This is a genomic window from Jiulongibacter sp. NS-SX5 (genome assembly GCF_052828545.1).
On the sequence record NZ_CM128248.1, the window covers coordinates 1780708 to 1801307 of the forward strand.

Consider the following 20600-nt stretch of genomic DNA (forward strand, 5'->3'; position numbering starts at 1 on the left):
ACATAAACATGGCAATTGAAATGAAAGTGCCTTCTGTGGGCGAATCTGTAACTGAGGTAACCATTGCTGCTTGGACTAAGCAGGATGGAGACTTTGTAGAGATGGATGAGGTAATTTGTGAGTTAGAATCTGACAAAGCCACCTTTGAGTTACCAGCAGAAGCATCAGGAATCTTAAGAATTATTGCCGCAGAAGGTGACACCTTAGAAATAGGTGCTCCTATCTGTAAAATAGAAGAGGGCGAAGGATCAGCCGCACCTGAGGCCAAAGCCGAGGAAGCCGCTCCCGCAGCCAAAGAAGAATCTGCCCCGGCTGCTTCTTCAGGAACGGGTAAAACCATTGATGTTACCATCCCTGCAGTAGGTGAATCTATTACGGAAGTAACTGTTAGTGCCTGGAATAAAAACACTGGTGATACAGTAGAAATGGATGAAATCATCTGTGAGCTGGAGTCAGACAAGGCAACGTTTGAACTACCATCGCCGGCTGCTGGTGTTTTAACCACGAATATAGAAGAAGGAGCTGTAGTGCCTATCGGTGAAATTATAGCCACTATTGCTGAAGGTGCTGTTTCTGCTGCACCATCCGCTGCTCCGGCGGCTTCAACCGATGCTCCGGCTGCCGCTCCGGTTTCAGGAAATGATACTTATGCCTCAGGACATCCATCGCCTGCAGCATCAAAAATATTAGCAGAAAAAGGAATAGACCCTGCATCTGTAAAAGGTACGGGAGTAGATGGCCGTATCACTAAAGAAGACGCAGAGAAGGCTCAAAAGTCAGCTCCTGCACCGGCAAAAGCCGCTCCGGCTGCAGCATCTGCTGCTCCTGCTCTTGCTCCTGAAGCTGGTAGCAGAGGTCAGCGTAGAGAAAAAATGACTTCTTTGCGTAAGACTATTGCCAAAAGGTTGGTGGCAGTAAAAAATGAAACAGCTATGCTGACTACCTTTAACGAGGTAGATATGCAGCCTATCATGGACTTAAGAAAAGCTTATAAAGAGCGTTTCAAAGAGATTCACGGTGTGGGCCTAGGCTTCATGTCTTTCTTCACGAAGGCTTGTGCTATTGCACTACAAGAATTCCCGAATATCAATGCATTTATTGACGGTGAAGAAATCGTTTATAATGATTACGTAGATGTTTCAATAGCAGTTTCTGCCCCAAGAGGTTTGGTAGTACCTGTGATTAGAAATGCTGAAGGGATGACCTTCAATGAAATTGAAAGCGAAGTGGTACGATTAGCCACTAAAGCCAGAGATAATAAACTGACTATTCCGGAGATGACTGGAGGTACATTTACGATCACGAATGGCGGTATTTTCGGGTCAATGCTTTCTACACCTATCATCAATGCTCCTCAATCAGCTATTCTGGGTATGCACAATATTGTACAAAGACCAGTGGCTATTAATGGACAAGTAGAAATCAGACCAATCATGTATTTGGCTCTATCGTATGACCACCGTACTATTGACGGTAAAGATTCTGTAAGATTCTTAGTGAGAGTGAAAGAACTCCTCGAGGATCCGATGAGAATGTTATTAATGGTATAATTTGACTTTTAAAGACTAAGCAAAAGACCTGATTCATTAGGTCTTTTGTTTTAAACAGAAATATAAAATGGATTTTGACGTAATCGTTATTGGATCAGGCCCCGGAGGATATGTAGCTGCTATTCGCTGTGCTCAACTTGGTAAAAAAGTGGCCATTATTGAAAAATATAATGTTTTAGGAGGTACATGTCTTAATGTAGGCTGTATCCCGTCTAAGGCTCTTTTGGATTCATCTGAGCATTTCCATAATGCAAAGCATCATTTCGCTGATCACGGTATCAATATAGGTACTCCAAAGGCAGACCTGAGCACGATGATCTCCAGAAAAAACGACGTGGTTCAGAAGATGAACGCCGGTGTTGAGTTCTTGATGAAGAAAAACAAAATTACCGTCTTTAATGGTTTCGGTTCTTTTGTTGACAAAAACACTGTTAAAATTGAGAAAACAGAGGGCGGAGAAGAAACTATCAAGGGTACCAATGTCATCATAGCCACCGGTTCTAAGCCTACCATTCTTCCATTCATGAACTTTGATGGTGAGCGTATCATTACCTCTACCGAAGCTTTGAATCTCAAAGAAATCCCTAAACATCTTATCGTAATCGGGGCTGGTGTAATTGGAGCAGAATTAGGTTCAGTTTACGGAAGACTAGGTGCTAAAGTTACCTTCATAGAGTTTGCAGGTAGTATGATCCCTACCATGGATGGTACTATGGGTAAAGAGCTTCAAAAATCTTTGAAAAAACAAATTGGTGCTGAATTCAATTTTGACACCAAGGTGACCAATATTGAAAATAAAGGTAAAGAAGTTATCGTTACTGCCGAAAACAAAAAAGGCGAGCAAGTTACCTTCAGTGGAGATTATTGTTTGGTTTCTATTGGTAGAAGACCATATACTGATAAACTAAACTTAGAAGCCGCTGGTGTTCAGATGGATGAGAGAGGTCGAGTGGCCGTGAATGAAAAAACACTGGAAACGAACGTACCGGGTATTTATGCCATAGGTGACGTGATCAGAGGTGCTATGCTGGCACATAAAGCAGAAGAAGAGGGTGTATTGGTAGCAGAAACGATTCTTGGTCAGAAGCCGCATATCCATTATAACCTGATTCCTGGAGTAGTGTATACATGGCCAGAAGTGGCTTCGGTAGGTGCTACTGAAGAAGAACTTAAGTCTGCCGGCAAAGCATATAAATCAGGAAAGTTCAGTTATAAAGCCTTGGGTAGAGCCACAGCCAGTGGAGACACTGATGGTATGGTAAAAGTACTTGCCGACAAAGCAACTGATGAAATCTTGGGAGTACATATCATAGGTGCAAGAGCAGCTGATATGATCGCTGAAGGTGTAACTGCTATGGAGTTTAGAGCTAGTGCAGAAGATTTGGGAAGAATCTCACACGCTCACCCAACATATATGGAGGCTGTAAAAGAAGCAGCACTTGCTGCCACAGATAATCGATCCCTACACTCTTAGTATAGAACGTTTTAGAGACTTTGAAGACCGGTTGTTAAGATTCGTCGATAACAACTGGTTTTCTTTGTATATAGGCTTATATTGGTTTTTAATTAAACCATTCTAAGACTATTAATTTACTACCTAAACTAAAAAAAGCGGCATTCGCCCTGCTGCTGGTTGGCGTAGCCTGCGTCGACCCTTACCTTGAAAGCTTTACCGGCACTCAAGATATCATTATTGTAGAGGCTGTGCTCTCAGATCAAACACTAGGTAATTTCGTTAATCTGACGAATTCAAAGGTTGGTGACGCATTAAGTACTTCTTATGCCCCTATTACAGAGGCCAAAGTTCAACTTACCATCAATTCTTCACAAACCATAGATTTAATAGAGGTGCAAAGAGGTGAATATCGATTCCCTGAGGGATTTAGAGGAGAGGAAGGTAACGAATACCAACTCTCATTTACTATTAATGGTGAAATATTTCAGTCTAGATTGGAAAAAATGCCTACACCTCCGGTAATTGATGAAATAAGACATGAATTTGATGCCACCGGATTAAAGGATGCCGAAGGCAATGAGTCACCTTCTCAAAAAATCTACTTAAACACCACAGACCCGGCAGATTCTAAAGATTTCTACATGTGGAAATGGAAATTATATGAACAGCAATTCTGGTGTAAAACATGTGTGGACGGATATTATTACAGAGATAGTTCTACAGACAATCTGGGAGTTTGCCGGGAAGAGCGTTTCAGAAGAGGCTTTTTTGATTATCAATGTGAGGGACAATGCTGGGAGATTATAGAACAGCGTGAGGTAAACATCATGAAGGATGAGTTTTCAAATGGCCAGGTGATCACCAACAGGCTGGTAGCGAACCTTCCGATTTATCAATTAAATGGCTCTCTTCTTGAGGTGCAGCAATTTAGAATAAGTGAAGAGGCATACAATTATCTGAATTTAGTTCAAAGCCAGGGACAAACCACCGGCGGACTTGCAGATACACCACCTGTCACATTAGTAGGAAACGTATCCAGCACAAGTAATATTAACCTTCCGGTTGCCGGGTATTTCATTGTTGGAGCCGCAGATACTGAACTCTATTGGCTCGATAAACGCGACATCCCTGAAAAAACTCCATTTCTCGGCCTTTTAAGTGGTGGAAGAAGCCCAAGGCCAGAACCAGCCAGTGCCGATACATCAAGACCTCCAATGGCTCCATGCATTGAAGGAGAAACAAGAACACCATACAAACCAGAAGGCTGGATTAACTAAAAAGCTACATGAAAACGATTTATACGCTATTTTTTATTTGTGTTTTCAGCATGCTTAAAGCACAACAGACCTACGTATTAAAAGGTACGGTTACAGACAGTTTAAATAATGAGGCTCTTATAGGAGCTACTATTTCGATTGACTTTGGAGACCAGACAGATTTCGTTGATGAAAACGGAGAATTTACCTTTGTACTACCCAGAAACGAAGTTGTTTTAATTGCACGTTTTGTTGGGTATCTACCCTACCGTAGAACAGTGAAGCTTCCTTTAGAGAATCTTGCCATTAAAATGTCAAGGGTAGAAAACCAGCTTCAGGAGGTTATTGTAAGTGGTCTTGGTTCTGAGTCTGTGAAAAGACCAGTTCTTGGAGTAAGCACTTTAAGTGTCAAAGCCATAGAAAAATTACCGACTGCTCTTGGCGAAGTGGACATCCTCAAAGGTCTTCAGATGTTACCGGGAATCTCCAGTGTAGGTGAGGCATCAAACGGTGTTAACGTAAGAGGTGGTACCACAGACCAAAACCTTTTCTTACTAGATGATGGCCCGATATTCAACCCAACGCACATGTTCGGTTTGTTTTCAGCCTTTCCTTCAGAAGCTGTCACTAGTTTTGACCTTTATAAAGGGAATGTACCTGCCAGGTTTGGTGGCAGAGCTGCTGCAGTTTTAGATGTCAAACTTGCCAATCCTGACCTGACTAAGTTCAAGATGCAAGGTGGAATAAGTATGGTATCAAATAAGCTTAAACTTGATGTACCGATTATCAAAAATAAACTAGGTATAATGGTGGCTGGTCGTGGATCTTTCAACGACTTCCTTTTTCCTGTGATTTCAGATCAATTGAAAGACTTAAAAGCCAAGTTTGCCGATGGAGCGGCAAAGCTTTTTTATCAGATCAATAGCAAACAGACCTTATCACTCTCCTCCTATTATAGCTACGATTTCTTCCAAACAGAGCTTTTGGGGAGTATAGGAAACATCAATGCATCTTCATCTCAATTTGAATACAGCACAAGAAATTTGACTGGTAAATGGTTTTGGGCACTTAGTGATAAAGCAAACCTGCAAACAACATTGGTAAGCTCATACTATCAACCGAGTACGCTTTTGCCAGAAATTGACTCTGAAAATACTGTAGAAATCAAGCAATCTATCAATTACCAGCAGGCCAAAAGTAACCTGAACCTTTATCTTGGCAAGAATAACTTTGAAATTGGAGTAGACGCTGTGAAATATTCTATTAATCCTGGTGAGTTAATACCTGGCACCAGTGAAAGCGTCTTGGCCTTGGCTACTCCTGTGGAAAATGGACTGGAATTAGGAGTAAGTATTGAAGATGTTATTGAAGTCAATAACAAAATGAGCCTTTCTCTGGGATTAAGATACTCTCATTTCCTGGGACTCGGACCCGGCGATGTAAGAGTGTATTCTGAAAATGAGCCACGAGACAGCCGTTCATTGGTGGAGACTATCACTTATGGTGATGGTGAAATTTCACAAACCTATGGTGGTCTGGAACCACGAGCAGGTTTGCGGTATTCTTTGACAGACAGAAGTAGTATCAAGCTAGGCTATAATATGGCCAGACAGTATTTACAGATCGTATCTAATACCACTACGCCTATTCCTACTAGTCGCTGGAAGCTTTCTGATTTAAACATCAAACCTCAGGTTAGCCAGCTTTATTCAGTTGGATTCTTTCAAGATTGGCCAGGCTCTGTTTATGAGTTTTCCACGGAGCTTTATTACAGAAATACTGACAATATTATTGACTACAAACCCGGTGCAGACTTCTTATTAAACTCAGAACCGGAGACTGAAATTCTACAAGGGATAAACACATCCTATGGTGCAGAGTTTATGATCTCTAAGAAAAAAGGAGAGGTAACCGGCTGGCTGAATTATACGTATTCTCGATCATTGAACCTTGTAGACGAAGGTCCTTTACCAGATCAACGGGTGAATTTTGGTCAGTGGTATGCCGCTAACTACGATAGACCGCATACACTAAATGCTTCTCTCGTGATTAATCAAGGTAAACATCATGACTTCTCATTCATATTTACCTACTCTACAGGTAGACCATTTACCTCACCACAGGGTTATATCTCCTATAATAATCAGATACTGCCATTCTATTTTAATAGAAATGATACCAGATTGCCGGACTATCATAGGCTCGATTTCGCGTGGAATATCTATAACCCAAAACTGAGAGAGAAGCGATTTAAAGGTAACTTCGCATTTTCTGTGTATAACCTTTACGGTCGTAAGAATGCCTACTCTGTTTTCTTCAGATCAGAAGGAAACCTTCTTAATCCTTATAAACTGACCATATTTGGTGCACCTATAGTTTCTTTGGCGTATAAATTCACCTTTAATCATTAATGATTATTCCCATCTGACATTGGTGGCCGATTGAGGCAAAATAATTCCTCTGCCAGACTGAGACAAGTAAGAGGCTCCGTAGTATAATTCTCTTACTGTCTCTTTGCTATTGACTGTAAAATGTACTTTATGTGCTCCTTTGGGAGGTATTTCTAATTTCAATTCTGTCTCAAACCCCTTCAAATAATCTTGATTTTGGCTCGCCAAAAGAGACATTTTTCCTTGAGGGTTTGTATAACTTACCAAAGCCTTACCATCCCCGGAAACCACAAACCCTGAGTGAAGGCTTACCTTGAATCCTCCATTTTGGTCATTGATAAGTAGGAGACCATTTGAGGCATCATAGCGTCCTGAGTGTAGCTCATTGCCGTAGTTATTACCTACCAGAAGTACATCCGGGTAGCCATCCTTGTTAAAATCCTGAATATTCGTGCCATTTACAGTTGAAAGCTGAACACGAGTAGGAAGTCTCTTTAACTCAAATTTCCCTCCGCCCAAATTCTCAACATACACATTCGAACTATAATTATAGGTATCTTTTCTAGCCTTGGCTCTCTCAGCCTCTGTCAAAACGTTATCGACTCTGGCTCCGGCAAATTCCCCAAATGTTTTGAATCGAGTTCTGATAGGGTTCAATTGCTTATTCAAGTCTTCTCGTGCATTATAAGGTACTTGGATTCTATTGTTTGCAGAATCTCTGAAGTAGACAAACGGGATTACATCATACACACCATTCCCGTCAAAATCCTCAGAATATACATGTACAGGATACTCTTTTGTCCCCTTGAAAAGAGCATTTTCTCCAGTATTCCCGATGATATAATCAATATCACCGTCAAGATCAAAATCAGCACCATTGATACTGGTCCACATTCCATTGAAACCTTCCAGTCCTGTTTCTGTCAGTTTGTTAAACGATCCATTCTGATTCTCAAATATTGAGATTTCCATAAAATCACCGGCCACTATCAAGTCTAAGTCTCCGTCATTATCAAAATCTGACCAGAGACCATCACAGATTAAACCAATATTCTCCAAGCCGGGAATCAGCTCCTTAGTAACATTCTTGAATTTAGCGGTACCGTCTTGGGAGTCATTTCTTAATACATAACTGCTTGTAGGTTTAGGATACTGGTATGGAACATTTCTCCCCGAAACGAACAAGTCCAAATCACCATCATTATCATAATCAGCGGCCCTTACACATGAACCTGCCGAGCTGATTTCAGGTAGAGCTCCTTCAGCTTTTGAAAAAGCACCATCTCCATTATTGATAAACAATCGGTCTTTGAAAGAGTCTCTTTTGGGAAACTTCTCGTTTCCTCCACTCACAATATAAAGATCATTATCTCCATCGTTATCGGCGTCAAATAGTAACACACCCACGTCTTCCTCAATTTTGTCCAATGAATCTACCTTAGGCAGTAAGCCTTGCTGGTCAAAACTTCCGTCAGGATTCTGTACTAGAAAACGGCCTTGTTTGAATACCGCACCGCCTATATAGACATCATCCAGATCATCCCCATTGATATCACCTACCGCCAAAGCCGGCCCCATTTGAGACAAGCGGAACGGTATTAGATTCTGAAAATTAAAGTCTAAGAAATCTACTTCCGTATGTTTAAAAGGAATCGTCTTGGAAACGAAAATTTGCTCCTCTGACGGCATCTGCTTTTCATAATCCAAAGCAGCATCAGCTACATCCAGAGTGATCGTTTGATTTACAGAAAGATTCTCGAAAATTTGAGCCTTCCTGTTTGGCCAAATGACCATGAGTTTTTTCAGCACTGAGTCTTGTCCCATGCCTATGTGACAATAAGGCTCTACAGTAGATTTATATCCTCGGTAAGGACTATTTTCAAAACTAAACGTACTTCCGTCTAAAAATTCAGCTTCTATCCTGGCTCCTATTCCGTTCTGGTTCTGGTCAGTACCTTTAAAGCCAAATCTTAAAAAACTTGAATTTGACTTTTCTCTTGAAGTATTTCTATAAACAAAAGCCACATCATTGATATTATTAACAATATAGTCCAAATCACCATCATTATCCAAATCTGCATAGGCGGCTCCATTACTAAAGGAAGGCCTTAGCATTCCCCATTCCTTTGTTTGATCTTCAAAGGTCAAATCACCAGTATTCCTAAAGGCATAGTTAGAAATCTTAATCGCCGGAATTTTTTTCAAAATAGCCTCATCAGATACTAAGTTCTCTATCTCTGCTCTGTAGGCCATAAAATCCTTATCCGTAACATCTTTAGGGAAGCCATTGGTAATGATCATATCCCTTAATTTATCATTATCAAAGTCAGCTACAGAAGGGGTCCAGCTCCAATCAGTTTCAGCTACATCGGCATAAAAACTAATATCTGAATAAGGTAACCCTGCTCCATTATTCAATTGAAGTGTATTTCTACCATATTGATAATTGAAGTTGAAGCGATCACTAAATTGGAAAAACTGCGAGCTATTGGGAGGAGTAAAAAGCTTCTTACGCTTGTTATCTCTTGGCACCATATCCAGGGCAATGACATCATCTAAACCATCATTATTGATATCTACCACATCGTTTCCCATTGCCGAATGGCTGGTGTGTTTCAAATAATCATCCAATTTATTGGTAAAAGTACCGTCCTGGTTATTGATATAAATGAGGTCATTGGTCACGTAATCATTAGTGACATAAATGTCTTTCCAGCCGTCCTGATTAATATCTGTAATGTTGATACCTAATCCGAAGCCTTCCGTTTGAATCCCTGCTTCTACAGATACATTTGTAAAGACAGGGTGATTGAGACTATCGGAGAAATCATTACGGTAAAGCCTGTCTGTATTGGGATTCTCACCAGCCGTGTACTTCTTTCTGAATAAGTTAGGGTATTGGTCTATTCTATTGGTCAATACATAAAGGTCCAGATCGCCATCATTATCATAATCAAAGAAGACAGCATTTTCTGAATGTCCATTATCATTGACACCATATTCCGCGGCCATTTCTTTAAAAATGGGTTTACCATCTTTTAATCCTTGATGAACATAAAGAGAATTCTCACGCTGTGAAGGAGCACTACCATTTGTGGAAGTGGCTGCTACATAAATATCTTGTAGCCCATCCTGATTGATATCTATAATTGCTACACCGGAAGACCATTTATTTGCACCTTCTACCCCAGCTAAGTCGGTAATATCCTCAAATTCAAAATCACCCTTATTAAGGTAGAGCTTATTATTGGTTTGATTCCCACTGAAGAATATATCTTGGAAGCCATCACCATTGAAATCCGCAATTCCTACACCGGCTCCATTATAGACATAATCGAAAGCCAGGATATTGATCGAATCATTCTCAATAATAGTGTTAGAAAATGTAATTCCTGATTCTTCAGAACTTACCAGCTCAAATAAGGTTTTATCATTTGAGCAGCTCATCGCTACCAAAGCCAAGCTGGCAGCGAACATATATTTCTTTAGCATTACTAGTTTTCCTTTTATAGATAATCGTTAAAACGAAAAGGGGCTATTTTTTCTTGACTGTTAGTAATTCTGCATTATTTCGGGCAAGTATGAGATTTCCATTCAATTTCTGAATGTCACGGACTTCCCCATCGACAGTTATACCCGATGAATGACCATCGATGTACTTGAACTTCCCTTCACCAAGGCCTTTGAAGTATCCTCCATGAAAACCATCAAGACGACCTATTTCAGGCTTTAAACGATAATAATTACCGCCCAAAACATAGTCAGAGATACCATCTTTGTCAATATCAGAAACATGAATAGCAAAGACAGGTGATAATTGAGCTTTGGATTGAAGCTTTTCAAGAACCAATCCGTCTTTGGTATTTTTTAAAACAGAAGTATAGTAGTTAGTTACAGTCTTCTTGACAGCTTTATCCAAATCTTCAGGAGCAAAAATGTCTTTTACCTGCTTCTCTGCATATTGCTGATATTTTAGTATTGACTTCTTTAAAGCAGGCATTTGTGTAGTTAAATCCATTTTTGTGGCAAACGGATATGGCTTTTCATCCTCAAAAGAGAACCACTCCATGATGATATCAGGTCGACTGTTCTTATCGAAATCATTGATATACAGGTTAATTGGACGCTGATCTGAAGCTTTAAGTTTCATATTATCGCCCCAGTTTCCGATGAGGTAATCCATATCTCCGTCATCATCATAATCGGCAGCCGTAATCGTATTCCACCAACCTTGACTCAAAGGCACCTCAAGCCCCTTTTCTAAATTTGATCCATTATTGATAAGTACCGTTATGGGCATCCACTCTCCTACAACAATTAAATCAGGCAGATTATCGGCATTCACATCTGACCAGACAGCATCCTTTACCATTCCCAGCGGACCTGTATCTTTAGTAGTAATGTCTGAGAATTTACCGCCTCCATCGTTCCTCAATAAATAAGATCTCGGTGTCATACCGTAGGCTCCCGGAATTGAACTAGCTCCTAAAAAGACATCCTGATCTCCATCATTATCAAAGTCCATTGTCTCGATACAGCCAAACTGTCCTTTGGCTATTGGTCCTTTTAAATCATTTTTAGCAAACTTACCCCCACCAGTATTCTCATAAAATCGTGTTGTAAACATACTGATATCAGTGGTAGACTCATTGCCTCCAGTACCCGCCAGATAGTCTAAATCACCATCTCCATCGGCATCAAACAAGGCTCCACATACAATCTCAGCCTTCTTCTCTAATTCAAATGCTGACTGCTCTGATTTTTTAAAACCTGTAGAAGAAGCTATAAAAAGCTGATCTGCCTCACCAGCAGCACCTGGAAGAATAAAGTCGTCAAGATGATCTCCATTTACATCACCCTTTATAATTTTTGGTCCTTCAGCAGACATCATATGAGGTATTAACCGATCCTGATCATAGTCTACAAAGTGGTTTTCTTTGTGAACTATTCCTGAAGGCTTAGTTTCAAATACTGCTTCACCATCGTTTTTAGGATAAACATAATCCTCTAGTGCATTAGACTCTTGTAGTTCAAGAACTTTATTTATTTCTATGCTGGTCAATAACTCGCTTTTCCCTCCAGGCCAAATCACTCGCAAGGAATCTAAAGCAGTATTATCAGTGAAACCAAAAATTATATCAGAGTCAACTGAACTCTGAAAGCCTCTTGCAGAGAAACTGGTAGCATTTTGTTCTAAGCCCCCTTGATAAGCGTATACAATAGCACCTATACCTTTATGATTTTTACTTTGACCTTTAAGTTTAATCTTTAAATGACTTTTGCCGTTATCTACGGAAGTATTTTGATACACAAAGGCATCCATATTCACGTTATTGACCACCAGGTCAAAATCACCGTCATTATCTAAATCACCATAAGCTGAGCCGTTACTATAGCTTGGTTGCCCTAGATTTAAAACCTCCGAAAGATTATCAAACTGAGAGCCCCCTTTATTGATAAAGGCATAGTTTTTTCTTTGGTTATGCGGCAAATACTCCACAAAATCTGTAAAATCATAACGACCCTTTTCCTCTACAACCTTTCTGATTTGATCTCTATCAGCAATAAATTCGACAAAGTCCGAGTCCGTAATGTCATGGTACACACCATTACTAACAAATAGGTCCTTCTGACCGTCCATGTTCATGTCAAAAATCAGAGCTCCCCAGCTCCAATCGGTAGCTCCTACACCTGACAAATATGCAGATTCCGTAAATTTCCCAGAAGGAGAGTTTAGGTGAAGACAGTTTTGAACAAACTGATAGTAATAACTATTTCGGTACTTTAAATCAAATTGATAATACTCATCAAACTTGGTTGCCGCCTTAATTCGATAATTATCAGGAGGCAACATATCTGTACTAAAAATATCCAGGGATCCATCATTATTGATATCAGCCATATCTGAGCCCATACTAGAGACAGAAGTATAACTCATTCTTGAGGTCAATTCTTCCTTAAACGTACCATCTTGTTGATTGATATATAGATAATCTCTCTCCCAAAAGTCATTTGATATATAGATATCAGGATAAAGATCATGATTAATATCTCCAACCGAAATTCCCAGCCCAAAGCCTATATCACTGGAAAAAATCCCTGAAAACTCAGTAACATTGGTAAAAACACCATTATCATTCCTGTACAACCTATCTCCTCCGGCAGCATCATAATCAAATCTATTCCTTGTATAGAGTGAGATTCTTTCAGGATCCTTATAACTATTGTTCAGAACGTAGCAGTCCAAATCTCCATCTAGATCATAATCAAAGAATGCCGCGTGTGTAGAAAGGCCTTTATCATTTAGTCCAAATTCCTCTGCTTTTTCTGTGAAGGTTAAATTTCCATTATTAATGAATAGCTCATTCTCCTTATTTTCTTTTGAGGCATCACCAGAGTAACAAACATAAATATCTAGCAAGCCGTCAGCATTCACATCAGCAAGAGTAACACCGGTACTCCAAGAATCCTTACCTCCTACTCCTGCCGCATTTGTAATATCCTCAAACTTCATCTCACCTTTATTGAGATAAAGTTTATTAGAATTCATATTGGCCGTAAAGTAGATATCATTAAGTCCATCATTGTTCAGATCACCAATCGCTACTCCTCCACCGTTATAATAGTTTCTATACGTAAGAACATTAAAATCTTTTCTATCCCTTACTTCATTTGAGAACTCAATGCCGCTATCAGCTCCGTCTATAAGTTTAAAAGGGCTTGATCCTTCAACTGTGGATCTGTTTTCTTCTTCATCTTTTTGACAGGATAAAAAGATTAAAACAAGAGTAATAAATAGGCCAAATCGCATTCTAAGAGGTTTAAGCAGAATTCAAAAATAACGAAACATCATCACTTTTAAGAGCTTTCGGTTCTAGTCTTTTTATCAAAAAAGAAGCCCTTTATAAAAACAAAAGGGACCCGAAGGTCCCTTTTGTTTTTATTTATTGAACAAGGATTAGAATCCTGTGTTCTGTACCAAGTTTCCACCTGATCTCTCAATTTCCGTGTTAGGAAGAGGGAAGGCATAATGCTTAGCAGCTGGAGTTTGTGCCTGCTGAAGAACAGTTACTAATTCCGCTTCTCTAGGTAAATACTCACCTAGAACATTTTCTACTTGTCCCCATCTCTGAAGATCAAAGAATCTATGCCCTTCAAGAGCTAACTCTAGACGACGCTCAGTTCTAACTGCATTTCTTGCAGCATCTTTATCAGACCAAGGAGAATCATATGTACCTACCTGATAAGTAGCCCACGTAATTTCAGCAGATGAAGGATCTACTGCAATAGCAGAAGAACCTTGAGCACAGTTACCTGCTCTAGCTCTTACCATGTTTACATATTCTCTAGCCTTCTCTAAGCTTCCTACTTCTACTTCAGCTTCAGCAGCCATTAGAAGAAGATCAGAATAACGCATAAGTTCTACGTTAAGGTTTGAAAGCTGAGCACCAGACCAAGAACCAGAAAGTGAAGCATCACCTTGAGCATGTCCGTTTTTCTTAGGAGAATACCATCCCATATAACCTTGACCTCTTACCCATGAGTCTTCGTGGTTACCCCAATCTAAATAAGGAACACCAGTACGACCGATAGTAAAGTCAAGACGTGGATCTACAGGAGAAGCATCACCAGCAGCTAAAAGATCAAGTGACTGACCTACAGTAGAGATCGGAAGACCATTAGCATCTACTTTATAGGCAAAAGCAAGGTCATATGATGGAGTTTTGAAACCACAACATCCGTAAGGGCTAGCTCCGTGAGGAAGTGCCAGACGCTCAGAGAAGTTTGAGTTACCTCCATCAGCATCACCATCATTTACTGAATTCTGAACAGCAAAGATAGACTCGCTATTATTATCACCAGCAACAGAGAAGTTATCATAGAAACAATCTGCAAGGCTATATCTACCTGAATTGATTACAGTATTAAAGGCCGAAAGAGCTCCAGCATAATCACCTGCAAACATCTTAGCTTTTCCTAAATACGCTGTAACAACCATTTTATCTGCTCTACCTACGTCACCACCTCTGTCATCAGCCACCATACCGGCAGCCTTCTCAAAGTCAGCAATGATCAATGGAAGCATTTCCTGGTCATTTGCTTTCTGGAAGTCAACATCATCTTCGAAGTAGTAAGGAGCTTTCTTCCATACTTTATACGCTTCGAAGTGGTAGTAACCTCTTAAGAAAGTGGCCTGACCAATTACACCATTTGCGTATTCTGCTTCATCAGGATTGTTCGCTAAAAACTCAGAAGCAGTATTGATAGCTGAGTTTGATCTTGCTATACCTTCATAAGTAGCAATGAACTTACTTCTTAAATCTCCATCAGATGGATTCCACTGGAAAAGCTCATATGCAAGCATGGCATCACCATCACCTGGCTCAGAACCTTTATGAACATCATCACCAGCGTTATCAAAAACCCAGTTAGATGGTGCAGCACCCCAGGCACTCTCGTTCCAGTTCTGCGTCCAGCCATTCAAACTTCTGTATGCTGCTATCAAAGTAGCATCTACACCATTCTTACCAGAAGCAAGAGTAGCGTTAGAAAGTGCAGCCTGCGGCGGAGTATCTAGAAAAGCATCGTTACATGCAACGAGCCCGCCAAATAATGCCGTAGCTACAACAGTTAATTTTAATGCATTTTTCATTATTAATATCTCTTTTTTCAGTTGTTATTAAAATTCAAGGGTTACACCTACGTTGATGATTCTGTTTGACGGATAGTTACCGTTATCCAGACCCATACTTGTGTCATTCTGATTACCCGAATTACCAATATTAGCATTAGAAATTGCAGGATCAGCTCCAGAATACCCTGTTAGAGTAAGTAGGTTTTGACCTTGTACATAAATTCTCGCTTTTGACATTCCAGCCTTGCTAGACACATCAACAGGAAGAGTATAACCAATCTGAAGGTTGTTCAGACGTAGGTAAGAACCATCCTGTACGTAGAAAGAAGACGTATTACGAGATGACGCATCTAATTGATTAATTTTTGGCCAAGTACCTGTTCCTTCAAGCTCTAAGATATCCTTGATTACGTTAGAGTTAAAGTTCATGAAGTAGTTCTGAATCCAATATCCAGTGAAGATATCGTTACCAAGTGAACCAAATACAAATGCATTCACGTCAAAGTTTTTCCAGTTTAGACCTAGATTAACACCACCAGTCAAGTCCGGGTGAGGATTACCAATTACAGTAATATCATCGCCGTTAATCTGACCATCGTTATTAACATCTCTGAATTTCAAACCACCGATGTAAGCAGCACCAGTTCCAGTGTGCATATCTAGTTCTTCTTGAGTCTCAATAAGACCATCAACTACATAGCCGTTGAATGAAGAAATAGGGTATCCAACTCTGTTTACTACAGAGATATCACCATTCGGAATACGGCTATTCAAACCTCCAGAGTAGAATCTGTCTGTGTTACCAGCAACCGCCTTAATTTCATTTCTGTAGTGAGATAAGTTCACTGTAGCATTGAAGCCAAGGTCGTTTCTGAAGTTCTTTCTGTATGTCACAGCAAGGTCAAAACCTTTGTTCTGCATTTCTCCAACGTTAACAAATGGTGGAGCCGCAGCACCAGCAGTTCCAGGAAGTGCCGGGTTGTAAAGAAGGTTGTTTGTAAATCTGTCATAAAGGTCTAATACCACGTTGATTGAGTTATTAAACAATGACGCATCTAAACCGATGTTTTTGTTGATCGCTGCTTCCCATACTGTACTTGCATTACCACGAGATCTAAGTGAGTAACCTGTAGCTACACCACCGTTAGTACCGTTGATATCATAGAATGTAGAACCTACACCACCACCATAAATATCAGCGAAGTTGTAGTTAGAGATTTGTTGGTTACCAACCTCACCATATGATGCTCTCAATTTTAAGTCAGACAACCACGCAAGATCTTGCATGAAAGACTCTTGAGAAATTCTCCAACCTACCGAGAATGCAGGGAACACCCCGTATCTTACATCAGATAGGAATCTTGAAGATCCATCTCTTCTGATTGTCGCACTTAATAAATACTTATCAGCAAAAGTGTAATCCACTTTACCGAAGTAAGAAGCTAAACGAGACTCATTACCAAACGAAGAAACTGAACGAGAACCTGGATCACCGAAAGCAGTATTTAAGTACCAAGCGTTAACGTCAGTAGTAAAGTAGTTTGCTAATGAACCGTTATATCCTCTGAATTGGTTAGCGATTGCTTCCTGACCAGCAAGAACAGCTACAGCATGGTTACCGAACGTCTTATTATACTGTAAAGTATTAGTCCAGTTCCAAGATAGACTTTGATTCCAGCTCTCTCTGAAAGTGTTACCTGTCTTGTTACCTTCAACTCTATAAGGCTGAGGGAATGTGAAAGACTTCTGGAAACCGTTTCCAACGTCAGCACCAAAGTTTGTCTTTAGTGTAAGACCTTCTACGATATCTAATTCAGCATAGATATTACCAAGTAATCTTCTGTAAGTATCTCTAGCGTTTTTATTGTCTTCCAAACGCTGAGTAGGGTTAGTAAAGTTACCAGTTTGGGCAGTAAGGTGACCACCTGGATTACCGTTAATATCATACACAGGAACTACAGGAGTGGCTTTAAAAATATCACCAAGAATACCTTGCTCATTATTGTTTCCACTTTGAGTAGAAATACCAACACCCCAGTTTGAAGCAAACATGATATTCTCACCAATACGTAATCTCTTACCAACTTTGTAGTTTGAGTTAGCTCTGATGGTACCACGATTGAAGAATGTGTGATTCAACACACCTTCTTGGTTCAAGAATGAAGCTGAAATATTAAATACAGCTGCATCATTACCACCAGAAAGGTTTAAGCTATGATCATTAACGTTAGCAGGACGAGTAGACTCAGCCCACCAGTTAGTACCAACCTGATTCGTCTCTGAAATTTGATTGTTCAGGATGTCATAAGTACTTAAATCTACATTATCACCGAATGGCTGAATGTACTTAGGAAGACTTCCAGGATTTGCTGCCCAAGAAGGGATGTTATCCGGGTCGTTAGCGAACTTACGTCTCATAGCTTCGGCATAGTATTCAGACGATTGATTCAAAACTTGATCAAGTCCTCTTACTGAGTTAGCAATACCGTAAGAACCATTGTAAGTCAATTTAGCTTTACCAGACTTACCTTGCTTTGTTGTAATTACAATTACACCATTTGATGCACGAGAACCGTAAATTGAAGCAGCAGAAGCATCTTTCAATACTTGGATTGACTCGATATCATTCGGGTTAATTGTGTTCTGGAATTTATCCTGAACAGGTACACCGTCAATGATGTAAAGAGGATCGTTTGACGTAAACGAAGAAATACCACGAATACGAACGTTTGTAGCATCACCAGGAGAACCTGAAGATGACACAGTTAAACCTGACGCTCTACCGGCAAGGTTCTGGATAAATGAACTAGATTTTACAGTTTTAAGCTCTTCAGCATCTACTACTGTTACCGCACCCGTAATGTCTTTCTTACGAATCTGCTGATAACCTGTCACAACGATCTCTTCTAGAGAGTTCACATCAGTTTCTAAAGTGAAGTTAATCACTGACTGATTCCCAACTGTTACAGTTTGTGTGTTGTAACCCACAAAGCTAACAACTAATACGTCGTTGTTACCTCTAACGTCAATTGAGTAATTTCCTTCAACGTCAGTAGTAGTACCTGTAGATGTACCTTGAATAACTACCGAAGCTCCCGGGATTCCTAAATTGTCGTCAGAACCGACAACCTTTCCACTCACTTTTCTGCCCTGAGCCAAAGCAACATTCATTGTCGCCATAACTCCCACAGTCACCAAAAGCAAGTACTTTAGATAAAGCTTAACTTTCATAAATTAAAGGTTAAAATGGTTATAATAAAAAATAGATAGTTTAAGTAGCACTCACGATTTGATACTATTCAATCATGAAACAATACTAATCGAGAGAACTAGGGGGCAAATAAAAACAATATTTTCTAGATAAAATACTATTGCCAATTGTTTTTAAACAGACAAAAGGCCTCCAAGTGTCACTAGGACAATTAAAAATTGGCGAAAATGAAGCGAAAACCATTTCATAGACACAAAATAGGCGTTGATATACCCATTTTGCTGGTTTTACCATTCGAAAAAAAAATTAGTTAACGGTCAGGTCAATTTTACCTCCGTTTAATAGCCTTTTGCTCTGGTGAGATAGTAAGAGCAATGAATCGGCTTAATCAGCCCTGGCGAGTAGCAGTTTTTTTTGATCCCTGTAAGTTTCGCCCTCACTTATGAAATCCGCAGAAACAATATAATAACCCATGGGCAACTCTTCTCCTAAGTCTGAGAGTCCATTCCACTCAAAAGAGAAAAATTGACTGGAATACTGGTTGGTAACTACTCTCTTTACCTGTCTCCCACTTGTAGAATAAATATGGATAGTAAGTAATCCTTCTTTTAGAGATTCTACTTGAAGATGACAAGTCTCATCTAAACCATCTTGATCGGGTGTGAAATAAGGTGCTGATAATTTAAGCGTAAAAGGCAAATCAGAACCACTAGTAGTATTCATCAAAAAATAACCGGGAGTGGCATAATTTTCAGAAGCCGAAGTTGACCTCCAAACAGAACTGGCAGTTTGATCCTGATTTATTAATCTTTCCAAAGACACCCCGTCAGGATCATCAATTGAAAAGTGATGAAAATCTTCATGATATGAGAATTCATCAAATATCTCTTCATCAGAATTGGTAATAACGACATCTCCTGATTCATTTGTATAAGATGGGATATTCTGTACTTCAATGATGTTTTCAGCTTTTGCTTTCGGATATGCCTGTATCAAAGCCATCTTATCTTCAGTAAAGCATAAAAATTGATGGGGCTGAATTATTACGTTTTGAGAAATCAATTCAAAATCATCGATTTCATTTAGGCTATTTCTCTTGGCAAAACCTAAGCCAAGTAAATTAAGTTGATTCTGAGTAGTATTATAAATTTCAACAAAATCACTGACCCCTGGTTTAGGGTTAAAAAGAACTTCAGACAATACCACCTCCCCTTTTTCAGCTGACTTGACATTGCTTAACTCCAGTTTTATTAATTCTGATAAATTACCAACGCAATCTGCTATGCCTTCAAAAACCACTTGTACTACATCGCCAGGTAATATTTCCTCTTCTAAACTGAGATGGACTTCATTTCCATTTAACAGTCCTAGAGTCTCAATTTCTGCCCCCTGAACATCTATATTTACTTCATCCAAAGAACCATTTATGTTTTCAGAGAAAATAAAAGTGTAGTCCTTATTGTTCTCGGTATTAAAACTGACAAGAAAAGGTGAATCATTATCAATTATAATTTCATTCACTGAGTTAACACTACCCGGTGTAGCCCCCAGTTCAGAAATACTCGATGTCCAATTATCTGCACCTTTGCAGGCTAAATTCAAATCAATCATCTCCAACGAGTATCCCTGGTCTCTTCCTGTAGCATACCAGTCAGATAAATAAGAAACTTGATGAATCAATACTCCTGTTCTTGATTCTAGTTTTAATGTAGTACCACTGTTAAGTAATGAGAACTTATCTAAAGATATAACGTCACCATAGGGCTCAAAAAGTTCGGCATTATTGAACCTGGCAGCTATCACATATTTCCCTGCCTCCAGTTCATAGGCCGGTAACTCCACTTTAGAATTCGCATAACTCAGCGAAATACCTTTAAGTGAAATTACGTCATTAGAATTATTGTAAAGTTCAATAAACTCTTTCTCTGGTAACCCTCTGCTGGGCGTTGGGTCTGCAAAAATTTCAGAAATTAATAGAGAATGATACTCCTGAGCCTTCGCCAGATTTAACGCCGAAGAAAAGATAAGGCCAAGTAGAAAAAGTTTTGGTTTGGTAAAAATGCTTAACAACTGCTTTCAAGAATTTCTTGATAAATCTACAA

9 protein-coding genes are annotated in these 20600 nt (G+C 39.6%); 4 read left to right on the forward strand and 5 right to left on the reverse strand.

Annotation, left to right across the window (positions count from 1 at the left end; translation table 11 throughout):
- Positions 1-8: 8 nt before the first annotated feature.
- The 4 genes from odhB to ACUXV0_RS07955 all read left to right on the forward strand — a co-directional run bounded on the left by odhB (position 9) and on the right by ACUXV0_RS07955 (position 6673).
- On the forward strand, positions 9-1550 hold the full coding sequence (odhB, locus tag ACUXV0_RS07940) for a 2-oxoglutarate dehydrogenase complex dihydrolipoyllysine-residue succinyltransferase (RefSeq protein ID WP_446192547.1): 1542 nt from the start codon (positions 9-11) through the stop codon (positions 1548-1550).
- A 67-nt stretch (positions 1551-1617) separates the two neighbouring features.
- Positions 1618-3024 carry a dihydrolipoyl dehydrogenase gene (gene lpdA, locus ACUXV0_RS07945; protein WP_446192548.1) on the forward strand — a complete coding sequence of 469 codons (1407 nt, stop codon included), beginning with the start codon at positions 1618-1620 and terminating at the stop codon, positions 3022-3024.
- A 155-nt stretch (positions 3025-3179) separates the two neighbouring features.
- A complete protein-coding gene (locus ACUXV0_RS07950; RefSeq protein WP_446192804.1) occupies positions 3180-4283 on the forward strand; it encodes a DUF4249 family protein in 1104 nt (367 codons plus the stop codon).
- Positions 4284-4291: 8 nt separating this feature from the next.
- Entirely contained in the window at positions 4292-6673 is a 2382-nt protein-coding gene (locus tag ACUXV0_RS07955; RefSeq protein WP_446192549.1) for a TonB-dependent receptor, read from the forward strand.
- A gap of 3 nt (positions 6674-6676) precedes the next feature.
- On the opposite strand, the gene ACUXV0_RS07960 is transcribed toward ACUXV0_RS07955, so the two are convergent.
- The 5 genes from ACUXV0_RS07960 to ACUXV0_RS07980 all read right to left on the reverse strand — a co-directional run bounded on the left by ACUXV0_RS07960 (position 6677) and on the right by ACUXV0_RS07980 (position 20568).
- Positions 6677-10144, reverse strand: a complete 3468-nt coding sequence (locus ACUXV0_RS07960) for a VCBS repeat-containing protein (RefSeq protein ID WP_446192550.1) — start codon at positions 10142-10144, stop codon at positions 6677-6679.
- Between the two features lie 43 nt (positions 10145-10187).
- Positions 10188-13463 (reverse strand): VCBS repeat-containing protein, encoded by a 3276-nt coding sequence (locus ACUXV0_RS07965; protein WP_446192551.1) that lies wholly within the window; start codon positions 13461-13463, stop codon positions 10188-10190.
- A 147-nt stretch (positions 13464-13610) separates the two neighbouring features.
- The gene (locus tag ACUXV0_RS07970; protein ID WP_446192552.1) at positions 13611-15305 is read right to left on the reverse strand and encodes a RagB/SusD family nutrient uptake outer membrane protein; all 1695 of its coding nucleotides are present in this window, start codon (positions 15303-15305) and stop codon (positions 13611-13613) included.
- A gap of 27 nt (positions 15306-15332) precedes the next feature.
- A complete protein-coding gene (locus tag ACUXV0_RS07975) occupies positions 15333-18518 on the reverse strand; it encodes a SusC/RagA family TonB-linked outer membrane protein (protein ID WP_446192553.1) in 3186 nt (1061 codons plus the stop codon).
- A gap of 364 nt (positions 18519-18882) precedes the next feature.
- Positions 18883-20568: a lamin tail domain-containing protein gene (locus ACUXV0_RS07980; protein ID WP_446192554.1), complete on the reverse strand. Its 1686-nt coding sequence runs from the start codon at positions 20566-20568 to the stop codon at positions 18883-18885.
- Positions 20569-20600: the final 32 nt, after the last annotated feature.